The sequence below is a fragment of the Actinomyces sp. oral taxon 170 str. F0386 genome, assembly GCF_000195595.1.
Taxonomy (GTDB): Bacteria; Actinomycetota; Actinomycetes; order Actinomycetales; family Actinomycetaceae; genus Actinomyces.
In genome coordinates this window covers 61670-83459 of record NZ_GL882540.1, presented here as the reverse complement: position 1 = coordinate 83459, position 21790 = coordinate 61670, and the positions used below count along the sequence as shown (strand labels likewise).

Genomic DNA, 21790 nt, shown 5'->3' with positions numbered 1-21790 from the left:
GGACCATGAGCAGCACGATGGGCAACCACACGTACTCGCCTGCAGGCACCTCACGCACTCCGGCAGCGCCGATCAGGCGCCGCACCCTCATGCCTCTGGCAGGCCTCGGCCTCCTGGGCCCGACGATCCTGTCAGCCTGCTCGTCACGCTCAGGCAGGGCATCCTCCAGCGGAACGGGCGGGCATATCGACACCCTGCGCGTCCACGTCCCCACGACCCTGGCCTACATGGCGCCGATGACGCTGTTCGGTCAGCAGGCCAAGCTGTCCCCGACGATCGGCAAGGCCGCGGTGGAGAACTGGTCCAGCGTCGATGCTATGAAGACACTGCTCATGCAGAAGCAGACCGACCTGGCCGCCACCCCCTCATATGCGGCGGCGAACCTGTTCAACAAGGGTGTCCCGTTGCGCCTGGTGGCGATGCAGGTGTGGGGCATGCTCTACGTCGTCGGCCCCGAGGGCTCATCAACACAGGGCCTCGAGGCCATGCGTGGCAAGACGGTCGCCGTCCCCATGCCGAACAACATGCCCGACCTCGTCTTCCGCTACCTGCTCGGCCAGAAGGGCTGGGACACGAGCAAGGACCTGACGATCCAGAGCTACTCCGACGGCCAGGAGGCACTGTCCAACCTTCTGGCGGGCAATGCCGAGTTCGCCGTCCTGCCGGAGCACCCCGCAAGCGTCAGCCTGACCAAGGCCAAGCAGCAGGGCAAGTCCCTGGAGCGGACGGTCGACCTTCAACAGGTATGGGCCGAGGTGACCGGCGGGGAGGCCAGGTTCCCCATGGCTGGGCTGGTCATGCCTCAGGAGATCACCGACTCCAACCCTCAGGCAGTCGGAGCGGTGCTGAACGAGGTGGAGGCCTGTATAGAGACCACCAACACGGCGTCGGAGGAGACCGTCAACGCCATCTCCCGGAAGACCGAGGTTCCCGCGCCGATTGTCACGGAGGTGATCCCCCGCCTCCAGCTGAACCTGGTCCCCGCGGCCCAGGCCAAGGACCAGCTCGTCGACTTCTACACTCGCCTGTCCACCATCAACCCGGACATCGTCGGCGGCAAGATGCCGGCCGACGACTTCTACCTGAAAGACCCCAGGTGACCCTGAAACGGCCGTCCTCCCTCACACGCTGGCGCGCCCGCCTCCTGTGGTGGGCCGGTATCGGTCTGGCGGTCCTCATCTGGTACTGGGCGGCTCTGAACCAGCCCGAGTACGCGCTTCCCGGCCCGGAGACAACCTGGCACGCCTTCCTGGGGCTGATCGACGACGGCGACCTGGGCTGGACACTGTGGCTCACCCTCTCCAGAGCCGTCATCGGCCTGGGGCTGTCCTGCCTCATCGGCGTCCCGACGGGCTGGGCGCTGGGTACCTGGACCTGGCTGCGCGAGCTGCTGGACTCCTGGGTGCAGGTCCTTATGGCGGTACCGCCGATCGTGCTCGTCGTCGTCGGGATGATCTGGCTGGGACCGACAGCCGGGGTCGTCATCCTCGTGGTCACCCTGGTCACGCTCCCGCTGCTCGTGGCCTCCATGCGCGACGCGGTCCTCAATGTCGACGGCGATCTGTTGGAGATGGCGACGGTCTTCTCCAAGTCCCACCCGTGGACAATCCGTCGGATCGTCCTGCCCGCGGTCGCGCCACCGGTACTGTCTGCCCTGACGGTCGCCGTCGGGCAGTCCGTGAGGGTCACGGTCATGGCAGAGCTTCTAGGCACCCCGACAGGACTTGGCGCAGAGGTCCAGCAGGCCCGCACCAATCTGGAGACGGCCGACGTCTTCGCCCTGTCCGTCATCATGGCGGCGCTGACACTGCTGCTCGAGCTGTGCGTCCTGCGGCCGCTGCGCCGTCGCCTCATGGCATGGAGGTCTCAACCCTCATAGCGTCAGCACCCTCTACAACTCTTACTACCAATACTCATCACCAACACCGAAGGAGCACACATGTCCACCTCGTCCAGCACCGCGTCCACCGAGTCCCTGTTTCGGCTCGGCCTCAACGACGCCCTCCCGATCTCCGAGGAGGCCACCACCTCACGAGTCGTGGTCAACAACGACATCCTGCGCACCGTCATCTTCGCCTTCGACGCCGGTCAGGTCCTCACCGAGCACGCCTCTCCTCGCGCCGTGATCGTCACGCTCCTGGAGGGCGAGATGGACTTCTCCATCGGCGAGCGCACTGAGCGGATGGGCGCCGGGGACGTCATTTATCTGGCCCCCAACGACCGTCACGCCCTGACGGCCGTGACACCGTGCCGCATGCAGCTGGTCATGGTCGACGTCGACAAAGCCACGACAACGGCGGCGAAGTAGGGCCCGCAATCCATTGACGAGCCCGCCCGCGGCGGGCGAGGAGTAACAGCGCCAGGGGTGGGGGCGCAGAGCGTTCCGTGTGCTCTGCGCCCCCACCCCTGAATCCTGTGACTTCCGCAAACTCCACGGCCTCAGCGCGACGCGCCACGCCATCGCCTCAGCACAACCGACCCCGAGGATCACGCGCCGTGTCGCGTCTCACGCAAATCTGACGAAGTGCAGGCTTGGTAAGCCATCTCACCCACCCTTGTAGGAAAACTAAACCATCCATAGATTGGGTTGTGGGCGCCCGAGATCTTGGCACGACTCGCTCCCCACTGCATGGCATAGGCGGAGTGGGCGTGGCACCATCGATTTTAACCGCCCCAAGAGCGCCTGCTTGTCTCTTTCGACCTCAAGCCTCATTTCTTGCCGCGGCCACCTTACCACACTCTTTCATCTTTCAACAACCCCTCCCCGACCATCTTCCGCCTGCCACACCACTACCCAGTAAGGGGTTACCAGTGTTCAGCACGCCCACACAACTCCATGCACCAGAGAGGACCACCGCATGATCGTCATTACCCTTCTGGTGGGAATCCTGTTCTGGATCGGGATCGACATCTGGGCCGGCATCACCTCGAAGTGGTACAAGGCGGTGGAACTGGACTCGAGCATCATCTCGGAGGACTTCAGCGTCCTCGTGCCGATCTACGGCAATGTCAAGTATCTCCAGAACGCGGACTACCTGCGCCCCTACGGCGACCGAGTGGTTCTGTGCACGACCTCTGGCGAGTCTGAGGAGTTCTATCGCGACCTCGAGGACATCGCCATTCGCTACGGATTCAGGATCTTCCGCAGCGAGTACGTTCCGCGCAAGGTGGGACGCAAACGGAGCACCTCGGGCATCACTCGGGACACCGTCGTGCGCGACGCGCTGCTGGCCGCCCCGCTCAACTCCCACATCGTCTGCCTCGACGCCGACACCACGGCCCAGGAGCCACTGACTCAGATCATCGGCGCGCTGGTGGCCAACAAGGCCGACTTCGCCTCAGTGACCATCGTGCCCCAGAAGAAGGGGCCCTTCATCGTCCAGATGCAGCGCCACGAGTACGTCGTCTCGATGCGTGCCCGCAGAATCATGCCCTGGCTGCTCAGCGGTGCCCTTCATATCGGCAAGACTGACGTCATGCGCCAGATCATGGCCCGTCACTCACTGTTCTTCCAGGGCAATGACATCGAGTCCGGCATCATTGGGGACGCCCTGGGATACAAGGCCGTCCACATTCTCGCCCACGTCAACACCAATGCCCCCGACACCCTGTACTCCTGGTGGCGCCAACGGATCGCGTGGAGCGGCGGTTCCTTCAGGCTCTTCATCGTCAACTTCAGATTCGTCTTCCAGCACCCCTTCCTGTGGCTGTACAGCGGCATCGTGGTGATCAGTATGTTCGTCCTCAGGTGGATGGCCGTTGTCTCTCCGGGATGGACGCTTCTGCTCGCACTGTTCATCTACTACGCCGCCATCGTGTGGCTTCACTGGGACCACGGAAACAAGTGGCTCATCTTCCAGCCCTTCTACTGCCTCTTCGTCAGTCTCATCGTGGTGCCCATCGGAGTGGCGTACTACTTCAAGATGGCGATTCCCGAGCGCAACTTCGGCGTCATCCGCCCCAAGCGCAAGGAGCTGGTGACCGCCAGCTGACTCCTGGGCGCACGCGCCATGAGTGCATAGGAACCTTGGACACAGTGACGTCGGTGGGGCCCACCTTCCAAGAGAAGGTGGGCCCCACCGACGTCACACGACCCTCCCGTGTGAGCGGGACTGGGTCAGCTCGCGGTCACGCTCACTCGGCGTCGGCGTCACTCTCGGCGGAGTCGGCTTCGCCCTCGTCGGTGGCCTCAGCGGCGGCCACGGCAGCAGCCTCAGCAGCCGCAGCGGCGTCATCCTCATCGGAGCCGATGTAGGCCGACAGGTCCACCGCCTCGCCCTTGGAGTCGATGACCTTGGCCTGCCGCAGTGCCGTGGCCAGAGACTTGTTGCGGGCGACCTCGGAGACGAAGGCGGGGATCTGTCCGGCCTGCTGGGCACCCTGGAGGAACTGGGCGGGCTCCATGCCGTACTGCTGGGCGGTCTGGAAGAGGAACTCGAGGAGCTCGTCCTGAGCCACGCCGATCTTGAGGTCCTCGGCTAGGACGTCGAGGATGATCTGGTCACGCACGCCGGTGACGATATCGTCCCGGATCTCCTTGGAGTGCTCCTCGTCGCCCTCCTTGCCCTCGGCCTGGAGGTGTTGGGCGATCTCGGCCTCGACGACGGCCTCGGGAACATCGAAGGAGATCTCACTGCGCAGCTGCTCGAGCAGGGCGTCACGGGCAGCGACGGCCTGCTCACCGGTCTTGCGCTCGGTGACCTGCTTGACGAGGTCCTCACGTAGCTCCTCGACGGTGTCGAACTCGGAGGCGAGCTGAGCGAACTCGTCGTCGACCTTGGGCAGCTCACGCTGCTTGACGGCGGTGGCGGTCACGGTGACCTCCGCCTCCTCACCGGCGTGCTCGCCGCCGGCCAGCTCGGTGGTGAAGGTCGCGGACTCGTCGGTCTTGAGGCCGCGCAGGGCGGTGTCCAGCCCCTTGAGCATGTTGCCCTTGCCGATCTCGTAGGAGACGCCGGAGATGGAGTCGACCTCCTCGCCGTCGATGACGGCCTTGAGGTCGATGGTGACGAAGTCTCCGGTCTTGGCCTTGCGACCCACGGACTTCAGGGAGCCGAAGCGAGCGCGCAGGTTGTCCAACTCGGTGTCGACGTCCTCGTCGGTGACCTCGACGGCGTCGACGGTCAGCTCGGTCTTGCTCAGGTCAGGCAGCTCGATGACGGGGCGGACAGTGACCTCGGCGGTGAAGGAGAGCTGGCCGCCATTCTCGCCGGTGGCGTTGGGCAGCTCGACGACGTCGACCTCGGGCTGGAGCATGGGGACCCGCTCGGCCTCGGTGATGGCGTCCCGGTAGAAGTCAGAGAGCTTGTTGTTGACAGCCTCCTGGATGACGGCCCCACGGCCGACCCGCTGGTCGATGACCCGGTTGGGGACGTGGCCGCGGCGGAAGCCGGGAACCTGGATCTGGGAGCCGATCTCCTTGTAGGCGGCATCGAGGCTGGGCTTGAGCTCCTCATAGGGGACCTCGACGGTCAGCTTGATGCGGCTGGGGTCAAGATTCTCGACAGTTGTCTTCACGGGGGTCGCTCCCAAGGTCTGAGTTCTGTAGTCACACCGAAGCGTTCGGAGGCCTTCGGTGGACGCTCGTCTGTGGCGTCAATCCGTGCCATCTTAGGGCAAACAGGCAGTGGGATCGATGATGAGCCCATACCTGGTACATGAGTCTGGACACAGGGTCACCAGCAGTCAGGCCTGTTGCGATCCATCACTCGCTCGGCCCCAGAGGGACGCTCCGGCCCGCGCGCACCAGGACCGGCCAGGCGCGCTCAACCTGGGCCACCTTTCCGACCTCATTGACGACTTCTGCATGCACCTCACAGGCCTCGGCGTCGTCGGCGCCCGCGAAACGGACCGTCACCCGGGGCCGGCCCCGCACGACGTCGATCTGGAACGACTCCAGAACGGCCATGCGCCTCACGGCATTGCGAGCGGCGGACTCAACGTCCTGGGGAACATGACCCGGTCTGAGAACGGTCACCGTGAGAATAGATCGGTACGAGGGCACACAACCAGCGTAGAACGGAGCACGGCTGCACCGCGCTCTTCTGAGGCCGACGAGGTTCTGCTTCACATCGTCGCCCAAGGGCGATAAGTCGGGCTGGCGGGATTTGAACCCGCGGCCCCCTGCTCCCAAAGCAGGTGCGCTACCAAACTGCGCCACAGCCCGTGACGTGGCGAAAGGGACCGCCGAGGAGGCGGCCCCTTTCGGCTCACAGAGCGGGTGACGGGAATCGAACCCGCGCAATCTGCTTGGAAGGCAGAGGCTCTACCATTGAGCTACACCCGCATGGATGAAGGGTTCTCACCCTCCACCGGCAGCCTCACTGCTCGATGAGGCCCTCCTTGTAGGCCCGTGCCAGACGGCGGGGCACGGAGATCTCGCGGCCCTGGACGCGGATGGTGTTGAGCTCGGTGAGCTTGGCCTTCCACTGTGAGCGGCGGTTGCGGGTGTTGCTGCGGGACATCTTCCGCTTCGGCACTGCCATGGGCCCGCTCCTCTCTCATAAACCACAGGGATCAGATGACCCCTTGAAACTGGACCGAGGGACACCATAACGACATTGGCGTGACCGCTTCCAGTCCATGACCATCTCAATACATGTGACATCGATCCCGCACCGGCCCGTGCAAGGATCACCCTATGGCCTCACACGCCCCGCGCACGTCTTCCGACCACCCGTCTCACGAGCAGGAATCCCCCGGACTTCTCACACTGACCTGTGGCGAGCAGCCCGAGATCGACCTGGAGATCAAGAGATCGCATTTCCTGGCGCGCGCCTGCCGCACCGACTCCACGAAGGAGGCCCGCGACTTCATCGCACGGGTGCGCTCCATCCACCCCGATGCGCGTCACCACTGCTCGGCCTTCACCATCACCGACCTTACCCAGGGGCTGGAGCCCCTCCCCCACCCCACCGAGCGCTCCAACGACGACGGCGAGCCCTCCGGCACGGCGGGCCAGCCCATGCTCGACGTGCTGCGGGGAACCGGTCTGGCCAACACGACTGTCGTGGTCACCCGCTACTTCGGCGGCACGCTCCTGGGAACGGGAGGCCTGGCGCGGGCCTACTCCGACGCCACCGCTCAGGCTCTGGCCCGGGCATCACGCGTCCTGGTGACCCGCCGGCACCTATGGGACGTGCGCATCCCGGTGGCCCAGGTCAGCAGGCTCGAAGCCGATCTGCGCTCTCGAGGGGGTACCGGCAGCGGCGCCGTCCGGGTGGAGGAGACGATCTGGGGGCCGACCCATGCGGTCCTCATGCTGTCCTCGGGCTCATCCGACCCGACCCGGCTTCATGGGCTCCTCGCCGCCCTCACTCAGGGAGAGGCAGTTCCCGAACCAGCCGGAAGCCGCCTCACCGAGGTCCCGGTCCGCCCGTCGTCAGCCTGACCCGACGACGCTCACCCCGTGGACCTCGCGCCCGGTCACCATCGGATTTGGTGCAAACCCCACAGAACGGGGTAGGGTTTCCGCATCGGCCGGGCCTCCGCGCACCGGCCGGAGCAGAACGGACACGGGCGGGCGCACGCTGACAGCGCCCTGAGGACAGGAGGACCCATGATGGCTGCAACCGTCATGCGCGCCATGTCCGTCATGCCCCTGTGTCGCTGCTGCCGGTGTCGGTAGGGCGCCTGGCCACGAATCAGTGCGCGTACCGCTGCGCGCATGCCCGGCGCTCCCGGAGCAGGCGGTCACCCCTGCTGTTTCAGCCACCCTGCATCGCATGGCTGCCCTTGACGGACGCGGACCGTCCTCACACCTCTTGCTCTCACGAGCTCTCGCGGACACGACGTCGTCTCATCACGCGCTGACATCGGTCCGGCAACCACAGGGCTCACCCAACCCATGAATCCGAAGGACACCACTATGACCTACGCACCTAACGCAACCGCCCTGGTCGGCAACACGCCCCTGGTCCGCATCAACCGCGTGACCGACGACGCCCCCGCCACCGTTCTGGCCAAGGTCGAGGCCTTCGAGCCCGCCTCCTCGGTCAAGGACCGCATCGCCTTGTCCATCGTGCGCGCCGCGGAGGAGTCCGGCACCCTCAAGCCCGGCGGCACCATCGTGGAGGCCACCTCCGGGAACACCGGCGTCGGCCTGGCCATGGTGGGAGCGGCTCTGGGCTACAAGGTCATCATCACCATGCCGGAGACCATGTCCAAGGAGCGGCGGGCCATCATGCGCGCCTTCGGTGCCGAGCTGGTGCTGACCACCGAGGGCGGCGTGGCCGGCGCGGTCAAGCGCGCCGAGGAGATCCAGGCGGCCACGCCCAACTCGATCCTGGCCTCCCAGTTCTCCAATCCCGCCAACCCCAAGGTCCACCGCGAGACCACGGCCCGGGAGATCCTGGAGCAGACCGGCGGAGACATCGACGTCTTCGTGGCCGGGATCGGCACCGGGGGCACGCTGACCGGCGTGGGCCAGGTGCTGCGCCAGGAGAAGCCCGGGGTCAAGATCTACGGTGTCGAGCCCACCGAGTCCCCGCTGCTGAGCGAGGGCAAAGCGGCTCCGCACAAGATCCAGGGGCTGGGTCCCAACGTTGTTCCCGACATCCTCGACCAGGGTATCTGGGACGAGCTGCTCCACATCGACTCCGAGACCGCCATCACCTACGCGCGTCGCGCCGCAGCGGAGGAGGGTCTGCTCGTGGGCGTCTCCTCGGGCGCGGCCCTGGCCGCCGCCAGCGAACTGGCCAGGCGTCCTGAGTTCGAGGGCAAGACCATCGTCACCGTCCTGCCGGACACCGGAGAGCGTTACCTGACCACGCCTCTGTACAAGGACTACCTCGACTGACGGCTCCGACGGCGGCACTCCTGGGAACAGGAAGGCCGCCGTCGGTGTTGTCACCAGCGCAGCGGGTGAGGTGACGGCTCTGTAGACCGATCCGGGCCGCACCGTCACCCCGTCAGAGGAGCACACCATGCACAACTCCCACCGGTCCCTGCTGGACCTGGCCCGCGAGGACCTGGCCACGGCCCGCAGACGCGATCCCGCCGCCCGCTCCAACGTGGAGGTGGCGCTCCTCTACCCGGGTGTCCACGCGCTGTGGGCCCACCGGGCAGCCCACAAGCTGTGGCACAAGGGGCACCGGTTCGCCGCGCGGGCCCTGTCCCAGGCCGCCCGCAACCTCACCGGCATCGAGATCCACCCGGCCGCCGTCATCGGTGAGCGATTCTTCATCGACCACGGCATGGGGGTGGTCATCGGTGAGACCGCCGAAGTCGGCAACGACGTCCTCATGTTCCACGGGGTAACCCTGGGCGGGGTGTCCATGAGTCCCGGCAAGCGTCATCCGACGATCGGCAACGACGTCCAGATCGGCGCCGGCGCCAAGGTTCTGGGGCCGGTTGTCGTCGAGGACGGGGCCAAGGTCGGAGCCAACGCGGTCCTGGTGAAGAACCTGCCGACGGGGCATGTCGCGGTGGGCGTGCCCAGCCGGGCCCGAGACCCTCGCACCGACCCCGAGCTCATGATGGACCCGACCATCTACATCTGATCAGTTTGTCGATCGTCCGCCAACCCCGCCGCAGGTCAGCGCGCGGCAACTCCGGCGGCCAGGTCGCGCAAGCGGTTGAAGACCTTACCGCCTGAGGCGCGTGAGCCGTCGTGCTCGTACTCGCTGGTGATCCAGGTGCGCAGGCCGGGGATGAGTGCGGCCGTCTCCAACGAGGTGGTCATCGGTACGAACACGTCACGGGCGTAGACGGCGGCCGCTCCGGGGGTCGTCGTGGCCTTCAGGTGGACCGGGTCGTAGAGCGCCGGCCACTCGTGCGCGGCCAGCAGGTCGGCCACCTCCAGCCAGGGGCGCAGACCGGCGTCCTCCAGGAAGGCCTCGCGGCGCACGTGCTCGCCGGTCAGCAGCGTGGGGTCGTCGTCGAAGGCCGAGGGACGCACACGCTGGGCGGCCCAGTCGGTGGTCCCGACGTCGGCCCAGCAGGACTCGTGGATGACGGCGTAGAGCGGGAAGCGGCCCCCGAAGGTCAGGGACTGTCCCAGGTCGTGGCGGAAGACCCAGGAACCGGGATCGCGCTCCAGAAGGTGGTGGATCGCATCGGCTCCCCCTGCCCGCCCCAGCATGGCGCCCAGTGAGCGCAGACGCTCGGGGCCGACAGCGTCCCCGCTCGCCGTCGTCAGCTCGCCCCTGCCGGCCAGCTCGGACAGGCGAGCCATTCGGTCACGGTCCTGGGGATAGCGGGCGTAGTACTCCTCGCTCTTGACCCGCATCGCCTCGTAGCTGAGGGCGTAGACCTCGTCGATGCTGTGTCCGATGGCGGGCAGCCCACCGGTGATGTAGACGGTCTCCAGGTTCTCGGCGTGCTCGGACAGGTAGCGGGTGACGCAGAATCCTCCGAAGGACTGGCCCAGCAGGCTCCAGCGCTCCAGGCTCAGGGCACGGCGCAGGTCCTCGCAGTCCTCAACGATCTCGTCGGCGCGCAGATGGGTGAGCAGCCGGGCGGTGGCCGCGGGGGTGCCGGCGGCATCGGGCCGGTCCACCGGACTGGAGGCTCCGGTACCGCGCTGGTCGAGGAGGATGAGCCGGTGGTGCTCCAGGACCGCACCGATCCACCCCAGGCCCGCGTCGGTACTGGGACGGGGCGCCTCACAACCCGGTCCCCCTTGGAGGAAGACGAGTGGGGGCCGGGAGAGCGGGTCCACACCAGCGACCGAGATCTCTCGGGCGTAGAGGGTGATGGAGCCCGTTCCGTCCGGGGCTACGTCCCCCTGCCCGCTGCGGTCCAGGGGAACGGTCAGGTGGTGGTCCCGGGTCAGCAGGCCAGCAGTCGAGGAGGACCAGCTCGAGGAGCGCAGGGCGGGCGAGGTGTTCGACATGCCGCCACCTTAGTGGCGGTCGGTGTCCATACTGCGGGCATGAACGCTGCGACGGCGTCCGAGGTTGAGCAAGAACCGCAGGACCCTGCGGTTGCCACGAACCGCATCGTTGGTGGAGCCGGCCACGTCCGCTGTGTGGTCAGGGCAGCGTCAGTGGCACTCCAACCGGATTCAGCGGGCCTGGCAGGTCGGGCACCAGAAGAGACGACGGGCCGCCATCTCCCGCTCGGCCACCGGGGTCCCGCAGCGCAGGCATGGGCGACCGGTGCGGTGGTAGACGTACCACCGTCCTGCCTCGGGGTCATCCGGCGGCAGGGGGTCGGGGACGTCGTCGAGGTCGACGGTGGTGATGAAGCCAGTGGCCACACCGTACTCCATGAGGGGGCGCAAGTCCTCCCAGATAGCCCGCAACCGCTCCTCGCTGACGCGGTTGCCGGCGCGGAAGGGTGAGATTCCCACCCGGAAGAGAGCCTCGGCCCGGTAGATGTTGCCAGCCCCGGAGATGACGGACTGGTCCATGAGCAGCTCCCCGATGCTCTTGCGCCGCGAGCGGGCCTTGGCCACGAAGACCTCCGCGTCGGCGTCGGCGCGCAACGGGTCCGGTCCGAGCCGACGGCGCACGGCGGCCACCCCCTCTGCGTCCAGCAGCTCGCAGGCGGCCGGCCCCGTCAGGTCGGCCACACCGTGCCGGCCAAGGAGGCGTAGTCGCACCGCACCGCGCGGCTTGGGCGGCTCCCACTCGTTAGGACTCGGACCGTCATGACTGGAGGAGTCCCCTTCCTGCCCTTCCCGTCGGTCGGTGACGTCGTCAGCCCCGCCGCTCAGCCCGGCCAGGGCAGATCCTCCCCCGCCCTTGAGGGCGTGCTCACCACGCTCGCCGACGCGCCTGCGGGGCGCACCGATGGCATGGGGCGCTGTGAACTCGCGATCGCCGTCGAAGGTCCACGAGCCGTAGAGGCCCAGATGGATGCGCAGCCAGGTAACGGACTCGTCGTCAACAGGGACGTCGGCACGCGCTCCGAACGGCAGGAAGAGATGCTTGCCGTGGGCCTGGCTGCCCAGGAGCACCTGGCCGTCCAGGCGGCTGGCGCCATCGGCGAAGCGCCCCTGTGGGGAGGAGGTGTGCAGTTTCTGCCCACCGTAGAGCTCGTCGAGGGCGGCGGCGAGCCGGTGGATGGTGTGGCCCTCCGGCATGTGGCGGCTCCGGCTCAGGCCCCGGCGGGGGTGATGGCAGGAGCGCCGGAGGGGCCTCCGGCAGGGGCGACACCATCGTGGATGCGCATCTCGTAATCCGCGAGCTGGGCGATGCGGCGAACATGGCGCTCGTCCCCGCTGAAGGGCTCGGCGAGGAAGGCGTCAATAATGGCCAGCCCCCCGCCCAGATCGTGCATGCGCCCACCCAGGGCGACGACGTTGGCGTTGTTGTGCTGCCGGGCGAGTCTGGCGGTCTCGATCGACCAGGCCAGGGCCGCGCGCACCCCGTCGACCTTGTTGGCGGCGATCTGCTCGCCGTTACCGCTTCCCCCGAGCACGATGCCGAGGCTTCCGGCGTCGGCCACCACGGCCTCTCCGCAGGCCAGGCAGAACGCGGGGTAGTCGTCACCCGGGTCGTAGGAGTGGGCTCCGTGGTCGATGACGTCGTGGCCCTTCTCCCGCAGGTGCTCGATCACAGCGCTCTTGAGCTCGAAGCCGGCATGGTCGGAGGCGATATGGATGCGCATAGGCAGGATTGTGCCTCACGCGAACAGCAGTGCGCACCAGGACCGTATGAACGTCGTCAATGCTCCTGGCAGGCCCGGGGCGGGTTAGCGTGTCCGTTATGACTGACGCCTCGCCGATGCCCGACGACCCTTCCTCCGACTCATCATCACGGTCCTCCGAGCGGCTGGACGCCGCGGCCGACTCTGCCGGTGCGGTTCTCGCCGGTGTCCTGGAGACGGCCACGAGCGATCCCTCCATCCGTCCCCAGGACGACCTGTTCCGCTTCGTCAACGGCGGGTGGCTCGCCACGGCCGAGATCCCGGCGGACCGCCCCGGTAGCGGCGCCTTCACCACCCTGCGTGATGAGGCTGAGATGGCCTGCCGTCAGATCGTCGAGGAACTCGCCGACGTCTTCTCCTCCGTGGCACCTGAGGATGCCTCCGAGGTCCTGGACACGAACCGGGGCCGTATCGGCGCTCTTTACGCGGCCTTCATGGATGAGGAGCATCTGGAGGAGCTCGGGGCCGCCCCTCTGGCCGGCGAGCTGGCACCGGTACTGAGCGCGGGCTCCAAGGAGGAGCTGGCCCGGGTGCTGGGCGAGATGACACCGATCGGGTTCATGGGCGTTGTCGGCGCGGACGTCGAGGTCGATATCAACGATCCGGAGCGCTACACGAGCTGGATCGGCCAGTCGGGTCTGGGACTGCCCGACGAGTCCTACTACCGTGAGGAGGCCCAGGCCCCGCTGCGCCAGGCCTACGTGGCGCACGTGGCCAGGATGCTTGAGCTGGCGGGCCTGACGGAGTCCTTCGCCGCCTCCGGTGAGAGGCTCGCTGAGCGCGTCATGGCCGTGGAGACCGACCTGGCCAAGGGCCACTGGGACCGTGTCACCTGCCGTGACGTGGAGAAGATGAACAACCCGATGTCCTGGCAGGCGATCGTTGACTCGGCGCCGGACCTGCCCTGGCAGGAGTGGCGCGAGGGGATTCTCGCTGCGGCCCAGGCCGCAGGGATCGAGCGGACCACATTCCTTGACGAGGCCATCGTCACCCAGCCGGACTACCTGCCCCACGCCGCCGGCATCTGGCAGGGCACCGATCTGGAGGACCTCAGGGCCTGGGTCGCCTGGCACGTCGTTCACGGACGGGCGACTCTGCTCTCACGCGCCTTCGTGGAGGAGAACTTCGACTTCTACGGCCGCACGCTGCAGGGGACCGACGAGCTTCGGGCCCGCTGGAAGCGCGGTGTCGGCCTGGTGGAGTCCTGCCTGGGAGAGGCCCTGGGCGAGCTCTACGTGGCGCGGCACTTCCCGCCGTCGCACAAGTCGGCGATGGAGGCCCTGGTCGGCCGGCTCATCGAGGCCTACCGGCAGTCCATCTCCTCGCTGGAGTGGATGAGCCCGGCCACGCGCGAGCGCGCCCTGGAGAAGCTGGCCCTGTTCACTCCCAAGATCGGCTACCCGGTGCGCTGGCGCGACTACTCCGCCGTCGAGGTCGTGCCCGGAGACGTACTGACCTCGGTGCACAGCGTGGAGCGGGCGGACATGGCCTATTCCCTGCGCAAGCTGACCAAGCCGGTGGACCGCGACGAGTGGCACATGACGCCGCAGACGGTCAACGCCTACTACAACCCCACGATGAACGAGATCGTCTTTCCCGCTGCGATTCTCCAGCCGCCCTTCTTCGACCCGCAGGCCGACGACGCCGTGAACTACGCGGGTATCGGCGCCGTCATCGGCCACGAGATCGGTCACGGCTTCGACGACCAGGGCTCCACCTTCGACGGCACCGGGAAGGTCAGCGACTGGTGGACCCAGGAGGACCGTGAGGCCTTTACCGAGCGCACACGCGCACTCATCAGCCAGTATGATGCCTACACGCCCGAGGCCGTCATCACCAAGCACGAGACCGCGGGCACGGCGGAGGCGGATATCCCACACGTCAACGGCGCGCTGACCATCGGGGAGAACATCGGCGACCTGGGCGGCCTGGGCATCGCGCTCAAGGCCTACGCCCTGGCCCTGGCCGACGCCGGCATCGAATCGGTGGAGGAGGCACCGGTGATCGACGGCCTCACCGGCCTGCAGCGCTTCTTCTACTCCTGGGCGCGGATCTGGCGCTCCAAGAACCGCCCGGACTACGCCGAGCTGCTCCTGACCGTGGACCCGCACTCACCGGCCGAGTTCCGGTGCAACGGAATCGTGCGCAACGTCGACGCCTTCTACGAGGCGTTCGGGGTCGGTCCCGACGACGCCCTGTGGCTGGAGCCCGGCAAACGGGTCTCGATCTGGTAGGCGGAACGAGCACCTTCGCGCACTCTGCCGAGAGGAATAACGATCGGTTAATACTGAGGCAGACACCTCATTCACGGAAAACGTTGGCCCCTTCCCCCATTGAACGCTAAGGTAGGTAACAACGCGGTGACACCCCGGCTCACCGGTTGCCACCTATTCCCATTAACCTAGGAGTACTCATGCGTCTTGGACGCCCCCTGGCCGCCGCGAGCGTGATGGCAGCCGCCATCGGCGCCTCCCTTGCCGCCTCCCCGGCCCTGGCCGACGGCGCCATCAAGTTCGCCGACGACCAGCACAACATCGTCAACCCCTCGGACACCGCCTTCTCGGTGGCCGGAACCGGTTGCACCGGCACGGACGCGACTGTTGGCGTCGCCCTCTTCGCTCCCGACGGCACCATGTCCTCCATCGTGAAGACCACCCCCGGTGAGGATGGCAGCTGGACCACCACCCTGAACATTCCCGAGCTGGTCCAGTCGACCGGTGTCGAGGCCAAGACCGACGGCTCGGCCGACGGCTGGTCCATCGGCGCAGCCTGCCTCGTCTACGGTGAGCAGCAGGACCAGCAGGCCCAGGAGGTCATCGCCTTCGACAACACCGACGTAGAGGGCACCTACCGGGTCGTCACCGATGAGAACGGCGCCCAGACCCTCGAGATCAAGGGCACCGGCTTCTCCCCCAACGAGGAGGTCACCGTCACCCTCGTCGGCAAGGACGACCCCTCCGCCAGCTACCCCGTCGGCAAGCTGCCCGCTGACGCCAACGGCGCGCTGCAGGGCTCGCTGCCCACTCCCGCCGGCGTGCCCGACGGCCAGTACGTACTGAACCTCGAGGGCAACCGCTATGGCGAGGGCGGCACGGGCCACGGCGTCATCGTCGTCGAGGGCGGCGTCTTCAGGCTCGCTGACGACACCGGCAACGGCATCGGCGGTGACGACGGCGGAGCCACCACCGCCCCGGCGGCTCCCGCTAACAACAGCAACAGCGTGAACGTTCCTGCCAGCACCGGCGCCACCCAGGCCGCGTCCAACTCCTCCAACAAGCCGCTGGCCCAGACCGGTTCCAACGGCCTGCTCTTCGGCGGCATCGCCGCGGCCCTCGTGGCCATCGGCGGAGGCGCCCTGTTCCTGCGTCGCCGCAAGGCCTGACAGCGCCCTCCCAGCATGACTGGGAACACTTCCCGCCGGGGAGACAGCGCCGCAACGCGCCGTCTCCCCGGCGAACTTGTGTGCCATCCGTGGGAACCACGCGGCGCACAGACGACCACGCCTGACACCACAACACCCCGGGGATGACACCACGACCATGGACTACACCTCCCGCGACGAGCACAGAGCAGACGTCCCCATCACGCCCGAGAGCACCGGAGATGCCACCGATAACGCCCCCCGGCAGCGCCGTCGAGGCCCGAGGCACTGGTCGATGCGTCAAAGAATCACCGTCGCCCTGGGCGTCACGGCGGTGACGGTCGCCCTCGCCGTAGGGGCGGACGTGGCCGTCCTGGCTCACCGCCCCGCACACGTCGACATCGCCATGCCCTCCACGTCATCATCGGCCGCGGGCGAGACCTGGCTGATCCTGGGAACCGACTCACGCGCCACCGTGCCGGGAGACCAGAACCGCTACGGAACCACCCAGGAGGTAGAGGGGTCACGCGCCGACGTCATCGCCCTGGTGCGCCCCTCGAAGGCGGGACTCACGGTCATCAACCTGCCCCGAGACCTCACCATCAACAGCAAGGGCATGGAGCTGGACCGTCTGGCCACCACCTACGTTCCCGGACCGCAGAACACAGTCAATGCCTTGTGCACCGGCCTAGGAATCCCCACCACCCACCTGCTGACCATCGACATGGCGCAGTTCGCCGACATCATCGACTCCCTGGGCGGTATCGAGGTGGATGTCCCCGAGCCCGTTCGAGACGCCTATACCGGCCTGAACCTCACCTCCGCCGGTCACCACAGGCTCACGGGAGTCGATGCTCTGGCCCTCGTCCGATCCCGGCACCCGGAGATCCTGCGTGACGGTGCCTGGGTGGCCATGAACGAGGCCGACGGTGCCCAACGTCGCAGCGAGTCCACTGCCACGGTGATGCGAGCGGTCCTGTCGGCCGTCGGCCAGAAGGCCAGCAATCCTCTCTCACTTCACCAGCTGGCGCACACCGTGGCCGGCAACATCACCCTGGACTCTGGAACCGGGCTCGGAGACCTGGCCTCGCTGGGACGCAGCGCGACGAAGGCCAAAAAGACCGATTCCGCCACACTCATCGACCTTCCGACGGGGCCTCGTGACGATTCCATCATCGTCTCATCCAACCAGGAGACTCGCGATCTGCTGGCGAAGTATGGCTATACTCCCAAGACCTGCCACCCGGCAGACTCCTGAGGTCCTCGTCGCAGAGACGACGAGAGTTCCGCAACATCTCAGCGTTTTCGGGGCTTCTCCGCCAATCGCCGTCTTTGTCACGTGAGCGAGGACACCCGCGGAAGTGTTCGGTCTCACATCGTATACCTACGCCTTGGCCCCATTCCTCGTTACGGTAGATAACGAGTCGGTGAAGAATCGGATCGCCGGCAACCAACGTTTCCCGTAGACCTAGGAGGACACATGCGTCTTGGACGTCCCCTGGCAGCAGCGAGCGCAGTAGCTGCAATGACCGGAGCCTCGCTCATCGCTTCCCCGGCCCTCGCCAACGACTCCAACCGGAACAGCCCGAGCAGCTCCAGCAGCCCGAGCACCCCGAGCCCTAGCAGCTCCCCCAAGACCACCCCGAGCGGCTCCAGCGAGACCACCTCTGGCAGCAGCTTCAAGATCACTCAGGAGAAGACCTTCGTCTCCGCCAGCACGAACACGTCCTTCACGGTCTCCGGAACCGGGTGCACGGGGCAGCAGGCCGCCGTCGGCATTGCGCTGTACTCCCCGGACGGCACCGCCTCCGACGTCGTCAAGACCGAGGCCGCCTCGGACGGCAGCTGGTCCGCCGACCTCGACCTGGCAACGCTCATCAAGTCCATCGGCACCTCCACCTCCACCGCCACCGACGGCTGGACCATCGGCGCCGGATGCATGACTTACGGCGGCAAGACCGAGATGACCCAGGTGACGACTCAGCAGCAGACTCAGATCTACTTCGACGACACGCGCATCAGCGGCTCCTACGAGGTCTCCGCCCGCACGGAGGGTCAGGGTCAGACCTTCACCTTCAACGCTCAGGGCTTCTACGCCAGCGAGAAGGTCACCGTTCTCATCAAGAACAAGAACGACTCCAGCATCTACTACACCCTCGGGGAGCTGACGGTCGACGCCAACGGCAACCTCCAGGGCAACCTGCCCGCGCCCACCGACGCGGCCAACGGGGAGTACCTGCTGGTTCTCACCGGCTCCCACCACAGCGAGACGGCCACCAGCCAGACCGTGACCACGGTTTCCAACCACACCTTCACCGTGGAGGCCTCCGAGCGCGCCACGACCGAGGGCGGGGCCACCGAGAACAACGGCGGTGGGGAGACCCAGGCCAACGGCGGCGGCAACAAGGCCAACGGTGACTCCTCCGAGAACACCGAGCGCAACAGCGGCGCCAACAACGGTGGCGGAGAGACCCAGGCCAACGGCGGCGGTAACAACCAGGCCGGTGGCAAGGACAACAAGGCCGCGGCCGAGCAGCAGGCCAACGGCGACCGCGACAACGGCGACCATGACAACGGCGACCGCGACAACGGCGGTAACAACCAGGCCGGTGGCAAGGACAACAAGGCCGCGGCCGAGCAGCAGGCCAACGGCGACCGCGACAACGGCGACCGCGACAACGGCGGTAACAACCAGGCCGGTGGCAAGGACAACAAGGCCGCGGCCGAGCAGCAGGCCAACGGCGACCGCGACAACGGCGACCATGACAACGGCGACCGCGACAACAACGGGGGTAAGGGCAAGGACAACAAGGCCGCAACCGACCAGCAGGCCAACAACCGGACCGAGGGTGACAAGAGCGTGAGCTCGGGTGCGAAGGAGTCTTCCTCCGACACAAGGGCCGCCGGGGAGACAAGGACCAGCGGTAGAGGCCCACTGGCTCAGACCGGTGCCAATGGCCTGATCTTCGGAGGTATCGCCGCAGCCCTCATGGCCATCGGTGGAGGTGCCTTGTTCCTGCGTCGCCGCAACAAGGCCTGAGCGAGGAGCCGAGTCCTCCACGTTCCTGGATCGCCGGGAACTGCCTCCGTCGCCGGGGAGATGACACATGATGTGTTGTCTCCCCGGCGACGTTGTCGTGCGCCCCGGGCGCGCGCCACCTGAGACAGGAAGATGAGACAATCGCCCGGCGCCCCATGAGCCACGTTTCCCTCTCATACAGGAGTTCCTCTTATGCCCGGTCAGAACCTGACTCGTCTCGAGGCCGCCGATCGCAGTGCGACGGTACACCCCCAGACTTACGACGTCACCCTCGATCTCACACGCGGAGAGACGGTCTTCGGATCATCAACGACCGTACGGTTCACGTCCACGCCGGGCTCCTCCACCTTCATCGACCTGATCGCCCCCGTCGTCCACTCCATCTCCCTCAACGGGCGCGCCCTCGACCCCGCTGAGATCTATGCGGACTCCCGCATCACCCTGACGGAGCTGGCCGCCGACAACGAGCTGGTCGTCGTCGCCGACTGCGCCTACATGCACACCGGGGAGGGACTGCACCGCTTCACCGACCCGGCCGACGGCGAGACCTACCTCTACAGCCAGTTCGAGGTACCCGACTCCCGGCGCGTCTTCGCCGTCTTCGAGCAGCCGGACCTCAAGGCATCCTTCACCTTCACCGTCACCACTCCGTCGAACTGGACGGTGCTGTCCAACTCCCCCACGCCCGAGCCGACTCCCACTGAGGACTCCGACGGCTCGGATGACACCCACACCTTCGCCTTCGCACCCACAGAGCCGATGAGCTCCTACGTCACGGCCATCGTCGCCGGCCCCTACGTGGGAGCCATCGATGAGTATGTGGCGAGCGACGGGCGCACCGTGCCTCTAGGCGTCTACTGCCGCAAGAGCCTGGCCGAGCACATGGACTCCGCGGAGATCCTGGACCTGACCAAGCGTGGCTTCGCCTACTACGAGAACCTGTTCGCAACCCACTACGCCTTCACCAAGTACGACCAGATCTTCGTTCCCGAGTTCAACGCCGGGGCGATGGAGAACGCCGGCTGCGTCACCCACCGCGACGACTACATCTTCCGGTCCCGCCCCGTTGAGGCTCGCGTCGAGCGACGGGCCGTGACCATCCTGCACGAGCTGGCCCACATGTGGTTCGGCGACATGGTGACCATGACCTGGTGGAATGACCTGTGGCTCAACGAATCCTTCGCCGAGTTCGCCTCCACCCTGGCCACTGCCGAGATCACCCGGTGGAGCCAGGCATGGACCACCTTCCAGACCCTGGAGAAGGGATGGGCCTACAACCAGGACCAGCTCAGCTCCACCCACCCCGTGGCCGCGGAGATCAACGACCTCCATGACGTCGAGGTGAACTTCGACGGCATCACCTACGCCAAGGGAGCCTCCGTCCTGGCCGCGCTCGTGGGCTATGTGGGCAGGGACAACTTTTTCGCCGGTATCCAGCGCTATCTGGCAGCACACGCCTATGCCAATGCCGAGCTGGCCGACCTGCTCAGAGAGCTGGAGACGGTCTCCGGCCGAGATCTGAGCACCTGGACCCGGCTGTGGCTTCAGGAGGCGGGGGTGACGACCCTGCGCATGCAGGTCGCCACCGACGCCGACGGCGTCATCACCCAGGCAGCCGTCCGCCAGGAGATCCCGGCCGACTCACCGGCCTCCCTGCGCCCGCACCGGGTGGCGATCGGCTGCTACAGCCTGACCGGTCAGGGCACCGATACTCGCCTGGAGCGCACCGACCGCATCGAGCTCGATGTCGACGGTGAGCTGACACCTGTCCCTGAGCTGGTCGGCACGAAGCGGGCCGATGTCCTGGTCCTCAACGACGACGACCTCACCTACGCCAAGATCCGTCTCGACGAGGACTCTCTCGCTCAGGGGCTCGCCCACATCGACGCCTTCACCGAGTCCCTGCCACGCTCGATCGTCCTGGCATCGGCCTGGGACATGACGCGCGACGGCGAGCTCGCCGCCTCCCGCTTCCTCAAGGCGGCGCTGCCAGCGCTGGGCGTGGAGGAGCACTCCTCGGTCATCCAGGGGCTCCTGGGGCGTGTCGCCACGTGCCTGTCCGGCTTCCTGCCCCCGGCTGTTCGTCACGATCTTGCTCAGGAAACGGCCGACCAGCTGCTGACACTGGTTCGGGCGGCTCAGGCCGGTAGCGACAAGCAGCTTCAGCTGGTGCGGGCCCTGGCTGCTCACGCCGTCACCGGTGAGCAGCTCGACGTCGTCACCGGTCTCCTGGAGGGCTCCGCGGTGCTAGACGGCCTCGACGTCGATCAGGACCTGCGTTGGGACCTGCTGACCGCTCTGGTAGCAGCTGATCGTTACGGTGAGGAGCAGATTCGCGCCGAGGAGGCTCAGGACCGCACGACCACGGGCCGTGAGCGAGCCGCCGAGGCCCGTGCCGCCGTTCCGACGCCCGAGGCGAAGGCGGCCACATGGCGAGCGCTCGTCGACGACGCCTCCATGCCCAATGAGACCCAGGTTCGCGTGCTGCGCGGTCTGACCAGCGTCGAGCGCCGGCCGGAGCTGCTGGTGCCCTTCGTGAGCTCGTACGTGGAGGCCATTGACTCCGTGTGGTCCTCGCGCACCTTCCACATGGCGGAGAACCTGCTGACGGGGCTGTGGTCCTGCTGCACGGTGGGACTGGACGGCTCGGACCCGGCCACCGCCCTGAAGGGGTGGTTGGAGTCCCATGCCGAGGCGCCGGCCGCGCTGCGACGGATTGTGCGAGAGAACCTGGATGACACCCTGCGGGTGGCCAGGGCCCAAGCCGCTGAGAGTGCGGACAACCAGTAGCCGCA

General features: G+C 67.0%; 18 protein-coding genes and 2 tRNA genes. 12 read left to right on the top strand and 8 right to left on the bottom strand.

The genetic code is table 11. The annotated features are described in order from the left end of the window. Positions 1–5: 5 nt before the first annotated feature. From HMPREF9056_RS07820 to HMPREF9056_RS07805, 4 genes are all read left to right on the top strand, one after another. Positions 6–1100, top strand: a complete 1095-nt coding sequence (locus HMPREF9056_RS07820) for an ABC transporter substrate-binding protein (RefSeq protein ID WP_253269979.1) — start codon at positions 6–8, stop codon at positions 1098–1100. Continuing rightward, positions 1097–1879, top strand: coding sequence for an ABC transporter permease (locus HMPREF9056_RS07815; RefSeq protein WP_009404117.1), 783 nt, complete (start codon positions 1097–1099; stop codon positions 1877–1879). The genes HMPREF9056_RS07820 and HMPREF9056_RS07815 overlap by 4 nt, the downstream gene beginning before the upstream one ends. Positions 1880–1939: 60 nt before the next feature. After that, positions 1940–2308, top strand: a complete 369-nt coding sequence (locus HMPREF9056_RS07810) for a cupin domain-containing protein (protein WP_009404108.1) — start codon at positions 1940–1942, stop codon at positions 2306–2308. 550 nt (positions 2309–2858) lie between these two features. Continuing rightward, positions 2859–3992 (top strand): glycosyltransferase family 2 protein, encoded by a 1134-nt coding sequence (locus HMPREF9056_RS07805; protein WP_009404106.1) that lies wholly within the window; start codon positions 2859–2861, stop codon positions 3990–3992. Positions 3993–4134: 142 nt separating this feature from the next. Here the strand turns inward: HMPREF9056_RS07805 and tig are convergent, their stop codons facing one another. The 5 genes from tig to rpmF all read right to left on the bottom strand — a co-directional run bounded on the left by tig (position 4135) and on the right by rpmF (position 6485). Beyond that, positions 4135–5517, bottom strand: coding sequence for a trigger factor (tig, locus tag HMPREF9056_RS07800; protein WP_009404104.1), 1383 nt, complete (start codon positions 5515–5517; stop codon positions 4135–4137). A 187-nt stretch (positions 5518–5704) separates the two neighbouring features. Then, entirely contained in the window at positions 5705–6004 is a 300-nt protein-coding gene (locus HMPREF9056_RS07795; protein WP_034514297.1) for a hypothetical protein, read from the bottom strand. 88 nt (positions 6005–6092) lie between these two features. Further along, a tRNA-Pro gene (locus tag HMPREF9056_RS07790) sits at positions 6093–6166 on the bottom strand. Positions 6167–6215: 49 nt separating this feature from the next. Then, positions 6216–6286: transfer RNA gene (locus tag HMPREF9056_RS07785), tRNA-Gly, on the bottom strand. Between the two features lie 34 nt (positions 6287–6320). Beyond that, positions 6321–6485, bottom strand: a complete 165-nt coding sequence (rpmF, locus tag HMPREF9056_RS07780; protein WP_003784449.1) for a 50S ribosomal protein L32 — start codon at positions 6483–6485, stop codon at positions 6321–6323. 155 nt (positions 6486–6640) lie between these two features. On the opposite strand from rpmF, the gene HMPREF9056_RS07775 reads away from it, so the two are divergent. The 3 genes from HMPREF9056_RS07775 (at position 6641) to epsC (ending at position 9500) form a co-directional block, all read left to right on the top strand. Continuing rightward, positions 6641–7390, top strand: coding sequence for a YigZ family protein (locus HMPREF9056_RS07775; protein ID WP_009404101.1), 750 nt, complete (start codon positions 6641–6643; stop codon positions 7388–7390). A 477-nt stretch (positions 7391–7867) separates the two neighbouring features. Further along, positions 7868–8797, top strand: a complete 930-nt coding sequence (gene cysK / locus HMPREF9056_RS07770; RefSeq protein WP_034514254.1) for a cysteine synthase A — start codon at positions 7868–7870, stop codon at positions 8795–8797. 127 nt (positions 8798–8924) lie between these two features. Beyond that, complete coding sequence (epsC, locus tag HMPREF9056_RS07765; RefSeq protein ID WP_009404097.1) at positions 8925–9500, top strand: serine O-acetyltransferase EpsC; 576 nt, start codon at positions 8925–8927, stop codon at positions 9498–9500. A gap of 35 nt (positions 9501–9535) precedes the next feature. Here epsC and HMPREF9056_RS07760 read toward each other — a convergent pair whose 3' ends face one another. The 3 genes from HMPREF9056_RS07760 to HMPREF9056_RS07750 form a co-directional block, all read right to left on the bottom strand. Further along, a complete protein-coding gene (locus tag HMPREF9056_RS07760; protein WP_009404095.1) occupies positions 9536–10834 on the bottom strand; it encodes an alpha/beta fold hydrolase in 1299 nt (432 codons plus the stop codon). Positions 10835–11005: 171 nt separating this feature from the next. Beyond that, positions 11006–12028 carry an Fpg/Nei family DNA glycosylase gene (locus HMPREF9056_RS07755; RefSeq protein WP_009404093.1) on the bottom strand — a complete coding sequence of 341 codons (1023 nt, stop codon included), beginning with the start codon at positions 12026–12028 and terminating at the stop codon, positions 11006–11008. Positions 12029–12042: 14 nt separating this feature from the next. Continuing rightward, on the bottom strand, positions 12043–12555 hold the full coding sequence (locus HMPREF9056_RS07750; protein ID WP_009404091.1) for a ribose-5-phosphate isomerase: 513 nt from the start codon (positions 12553–12555) through the stop codon (positions 12043–12045). A gap of 98 nt (positions 12556–12653) precedes the next feature. Here HMPREF9056_RS07750 and HMPREF9056_RS07745 point away from each other — a divergent pair, with 98 nt between their 5' ends. The 5 genes from HMPREF9056_RS07745 to pepN all read left to right on the top strand — a co-directional run bounded on the left by HMPREF9056_RS07745 (position 12654) and on the right by pepN (position 21785). Beyond that, positions 12654–14828, top strand: a complete 2175-nt coding sequence (locus HMPREF9056_RS07745; protein ID WP_034514296.1) for a M13 family metallopeptidase — start codon at positions 12654–12656, stop codon at positions 14826–14828. Between the two features lie 179 nt (positions 14829–15007). After that, positions 15008–15976, top strand: coding sequence for an LPXTG cell wall anchor domain-containing protein (locus HMPREF9056_RS07740; RefSeq protein ID WP_009404087.1), 969 nt, complete (start codon positions 15008–15010; stop codon positions 15974–15976). Positions 15977–16133: 157 nt separating this feature from the next. Further along, a complete protein-coding gene (locus HMPREF9056_RS07735) occupies positions 16134–17213 on the top strand; it encodes an LCP family protein (protein ID WP_009404085.1) in 1080 nt (359 codons plus the stop codon). 222 nt (positions 17214–17435) lie between these two features. After that, positions 17436–18995: an LPXTG cell wall anchor domain-containing protein gene (locus tag HMPREF9056_RS07730; RefSeq protein ID WP_034514252.1), complete on the top strand. Its 1560-nt coding sequence runs from the start codon at positions 17436–17438 to the stop codon at positions 18993–18995. A gap of 192 nt (positions 18996–19187) precedes the next feature. Next, the gene (pepN, locus tag HMPREF9056_RS07725) at positions 19188–21785 is read left to right on the top strand and encodes an aminopeptidase N (protein ID WP_009404083.1); all 2598 of its coding nucleotides are present in this window, start codon (positions 19188–19190) and stop codon (positions 21783–21785) included. The last annotated feature ends 5 nt before the right edge of the window (positions 21786–21790 follow it).

What these genes read in the sequence shown, in the direction of transcription:
- HMPREF9056_RS07820 (WP_253269979.1), top strand. Translation starts at nt 6, where the DNA reads ATGAGCAGCACGATGGGCAACCACACGTACTCGCCTGCAGGCACCTCA.
- HMPREF9056_RS07810 (WP_009404108.1), top strand. Translation starts at nt 1,940, where the DNA reads ATGTCCACCTCGTCCAGCACCGCGTCCACCGAGTCCCTGTTTCGGCTC.
- HMPREF9056_RS07805 (WP_009404106.1), top strand. Translation starts at nt 2,859, where the DNA reads ATGATCGTCATTACCCTTCTGGTGGGAATCCTGTTCTGGATCGGGATC.
- rpmF (WP_003784449.1), bottom strand. Translation starts at nt 6,485, where the DNA reads ATGGCAGTGCCGAAGCGGAAGATGTCCCGCAGCAACACCCGCAACCGC.
- HMPREF9056_RS07775 (WP_009404101.1), top strand. Translation starts at nt 6,641, where the DNA reads ATGGCCTCACACGCCCCGCGCACGTCTTCCGACCACCCGTCTCACGAG.
- cysK (WP_034514254.1), top strand. Translation starts at nt 7,868, where the DNA reads ATGACCTACGCACCTAACGCAACCGCCCTGGTCGGCAACACGCCCCTG.
- epsC (WP_009404097.1), top strand. Translation starts at nt 8,925, where the DNA reads ATGCACAACTCCCACCGGTCCCTGCTGGACCTGGCCCGCGAGGACCTG.
- HMPREF9056_RS07760 (WP_009404095.1), bottom strand. Translation starts at nt 10,834, where the DNA reads ATGTCGAACACCTCGCCCGCCCTGCGCTCCTCGAGCTGGTCCTCCTCG.
- HMPREF9056_RS07755 (WP_009404093.1), bottom strand. Translation starts at nt 12,028, where the DNA reads ATGCCGGAGGGCCACACCATCCACCGGCTCGCCGCCGCCCTCGACGAG.
- HMPREF9056_RS07750 (WP_009404091.1), bottom strand. Translation starts at nt 12,555, where the DNA reads ATGCGCATCCATATCGCCTCCGACCATGCCGGCTTCGAGCTCAAGAGC.
- HMPREF9056_RS07745 (WP_034514296.1), top strand. Translation starts at nt 12,654, where the DNA reads ATGACTGACGCCTCGCCGATGCCCGACGACCCTTCCTCCGACTCATCA.
- HMPREF9056_RS07740 (WP_009404087.1), top strand. Translation starts at nt 15,008, where the DNA reads ATGCGTCTTGGACGCCCCCTGGCCGCCGCGAGCGTGATGGCAGCCGCC.
- HMPREF9056_RS07735 (WP_009404085.1), top strand. Translation starts at nt 16,134, where the DNA reads ATGGACTACACCTCCCGCGACGAGCACAGAGCAGACGTCCCCATCACG.
- HMPREF9056_RS07730 (WP_034514252.1), top strand. Translation starts at nt 17,436, where the DNA reads ATGCGTCTTGGACGTCCCCTGGCAGCAGCGAGCGCAGTAGCTGCAATG.
- pepN (WP_009404083.1), top strand. Translation starts at nt 19,188, where the DNA reads ATGCCCGGTCAGAACCTGACTCGTCTCGAGGCCGCCGATCGCAGTGCG.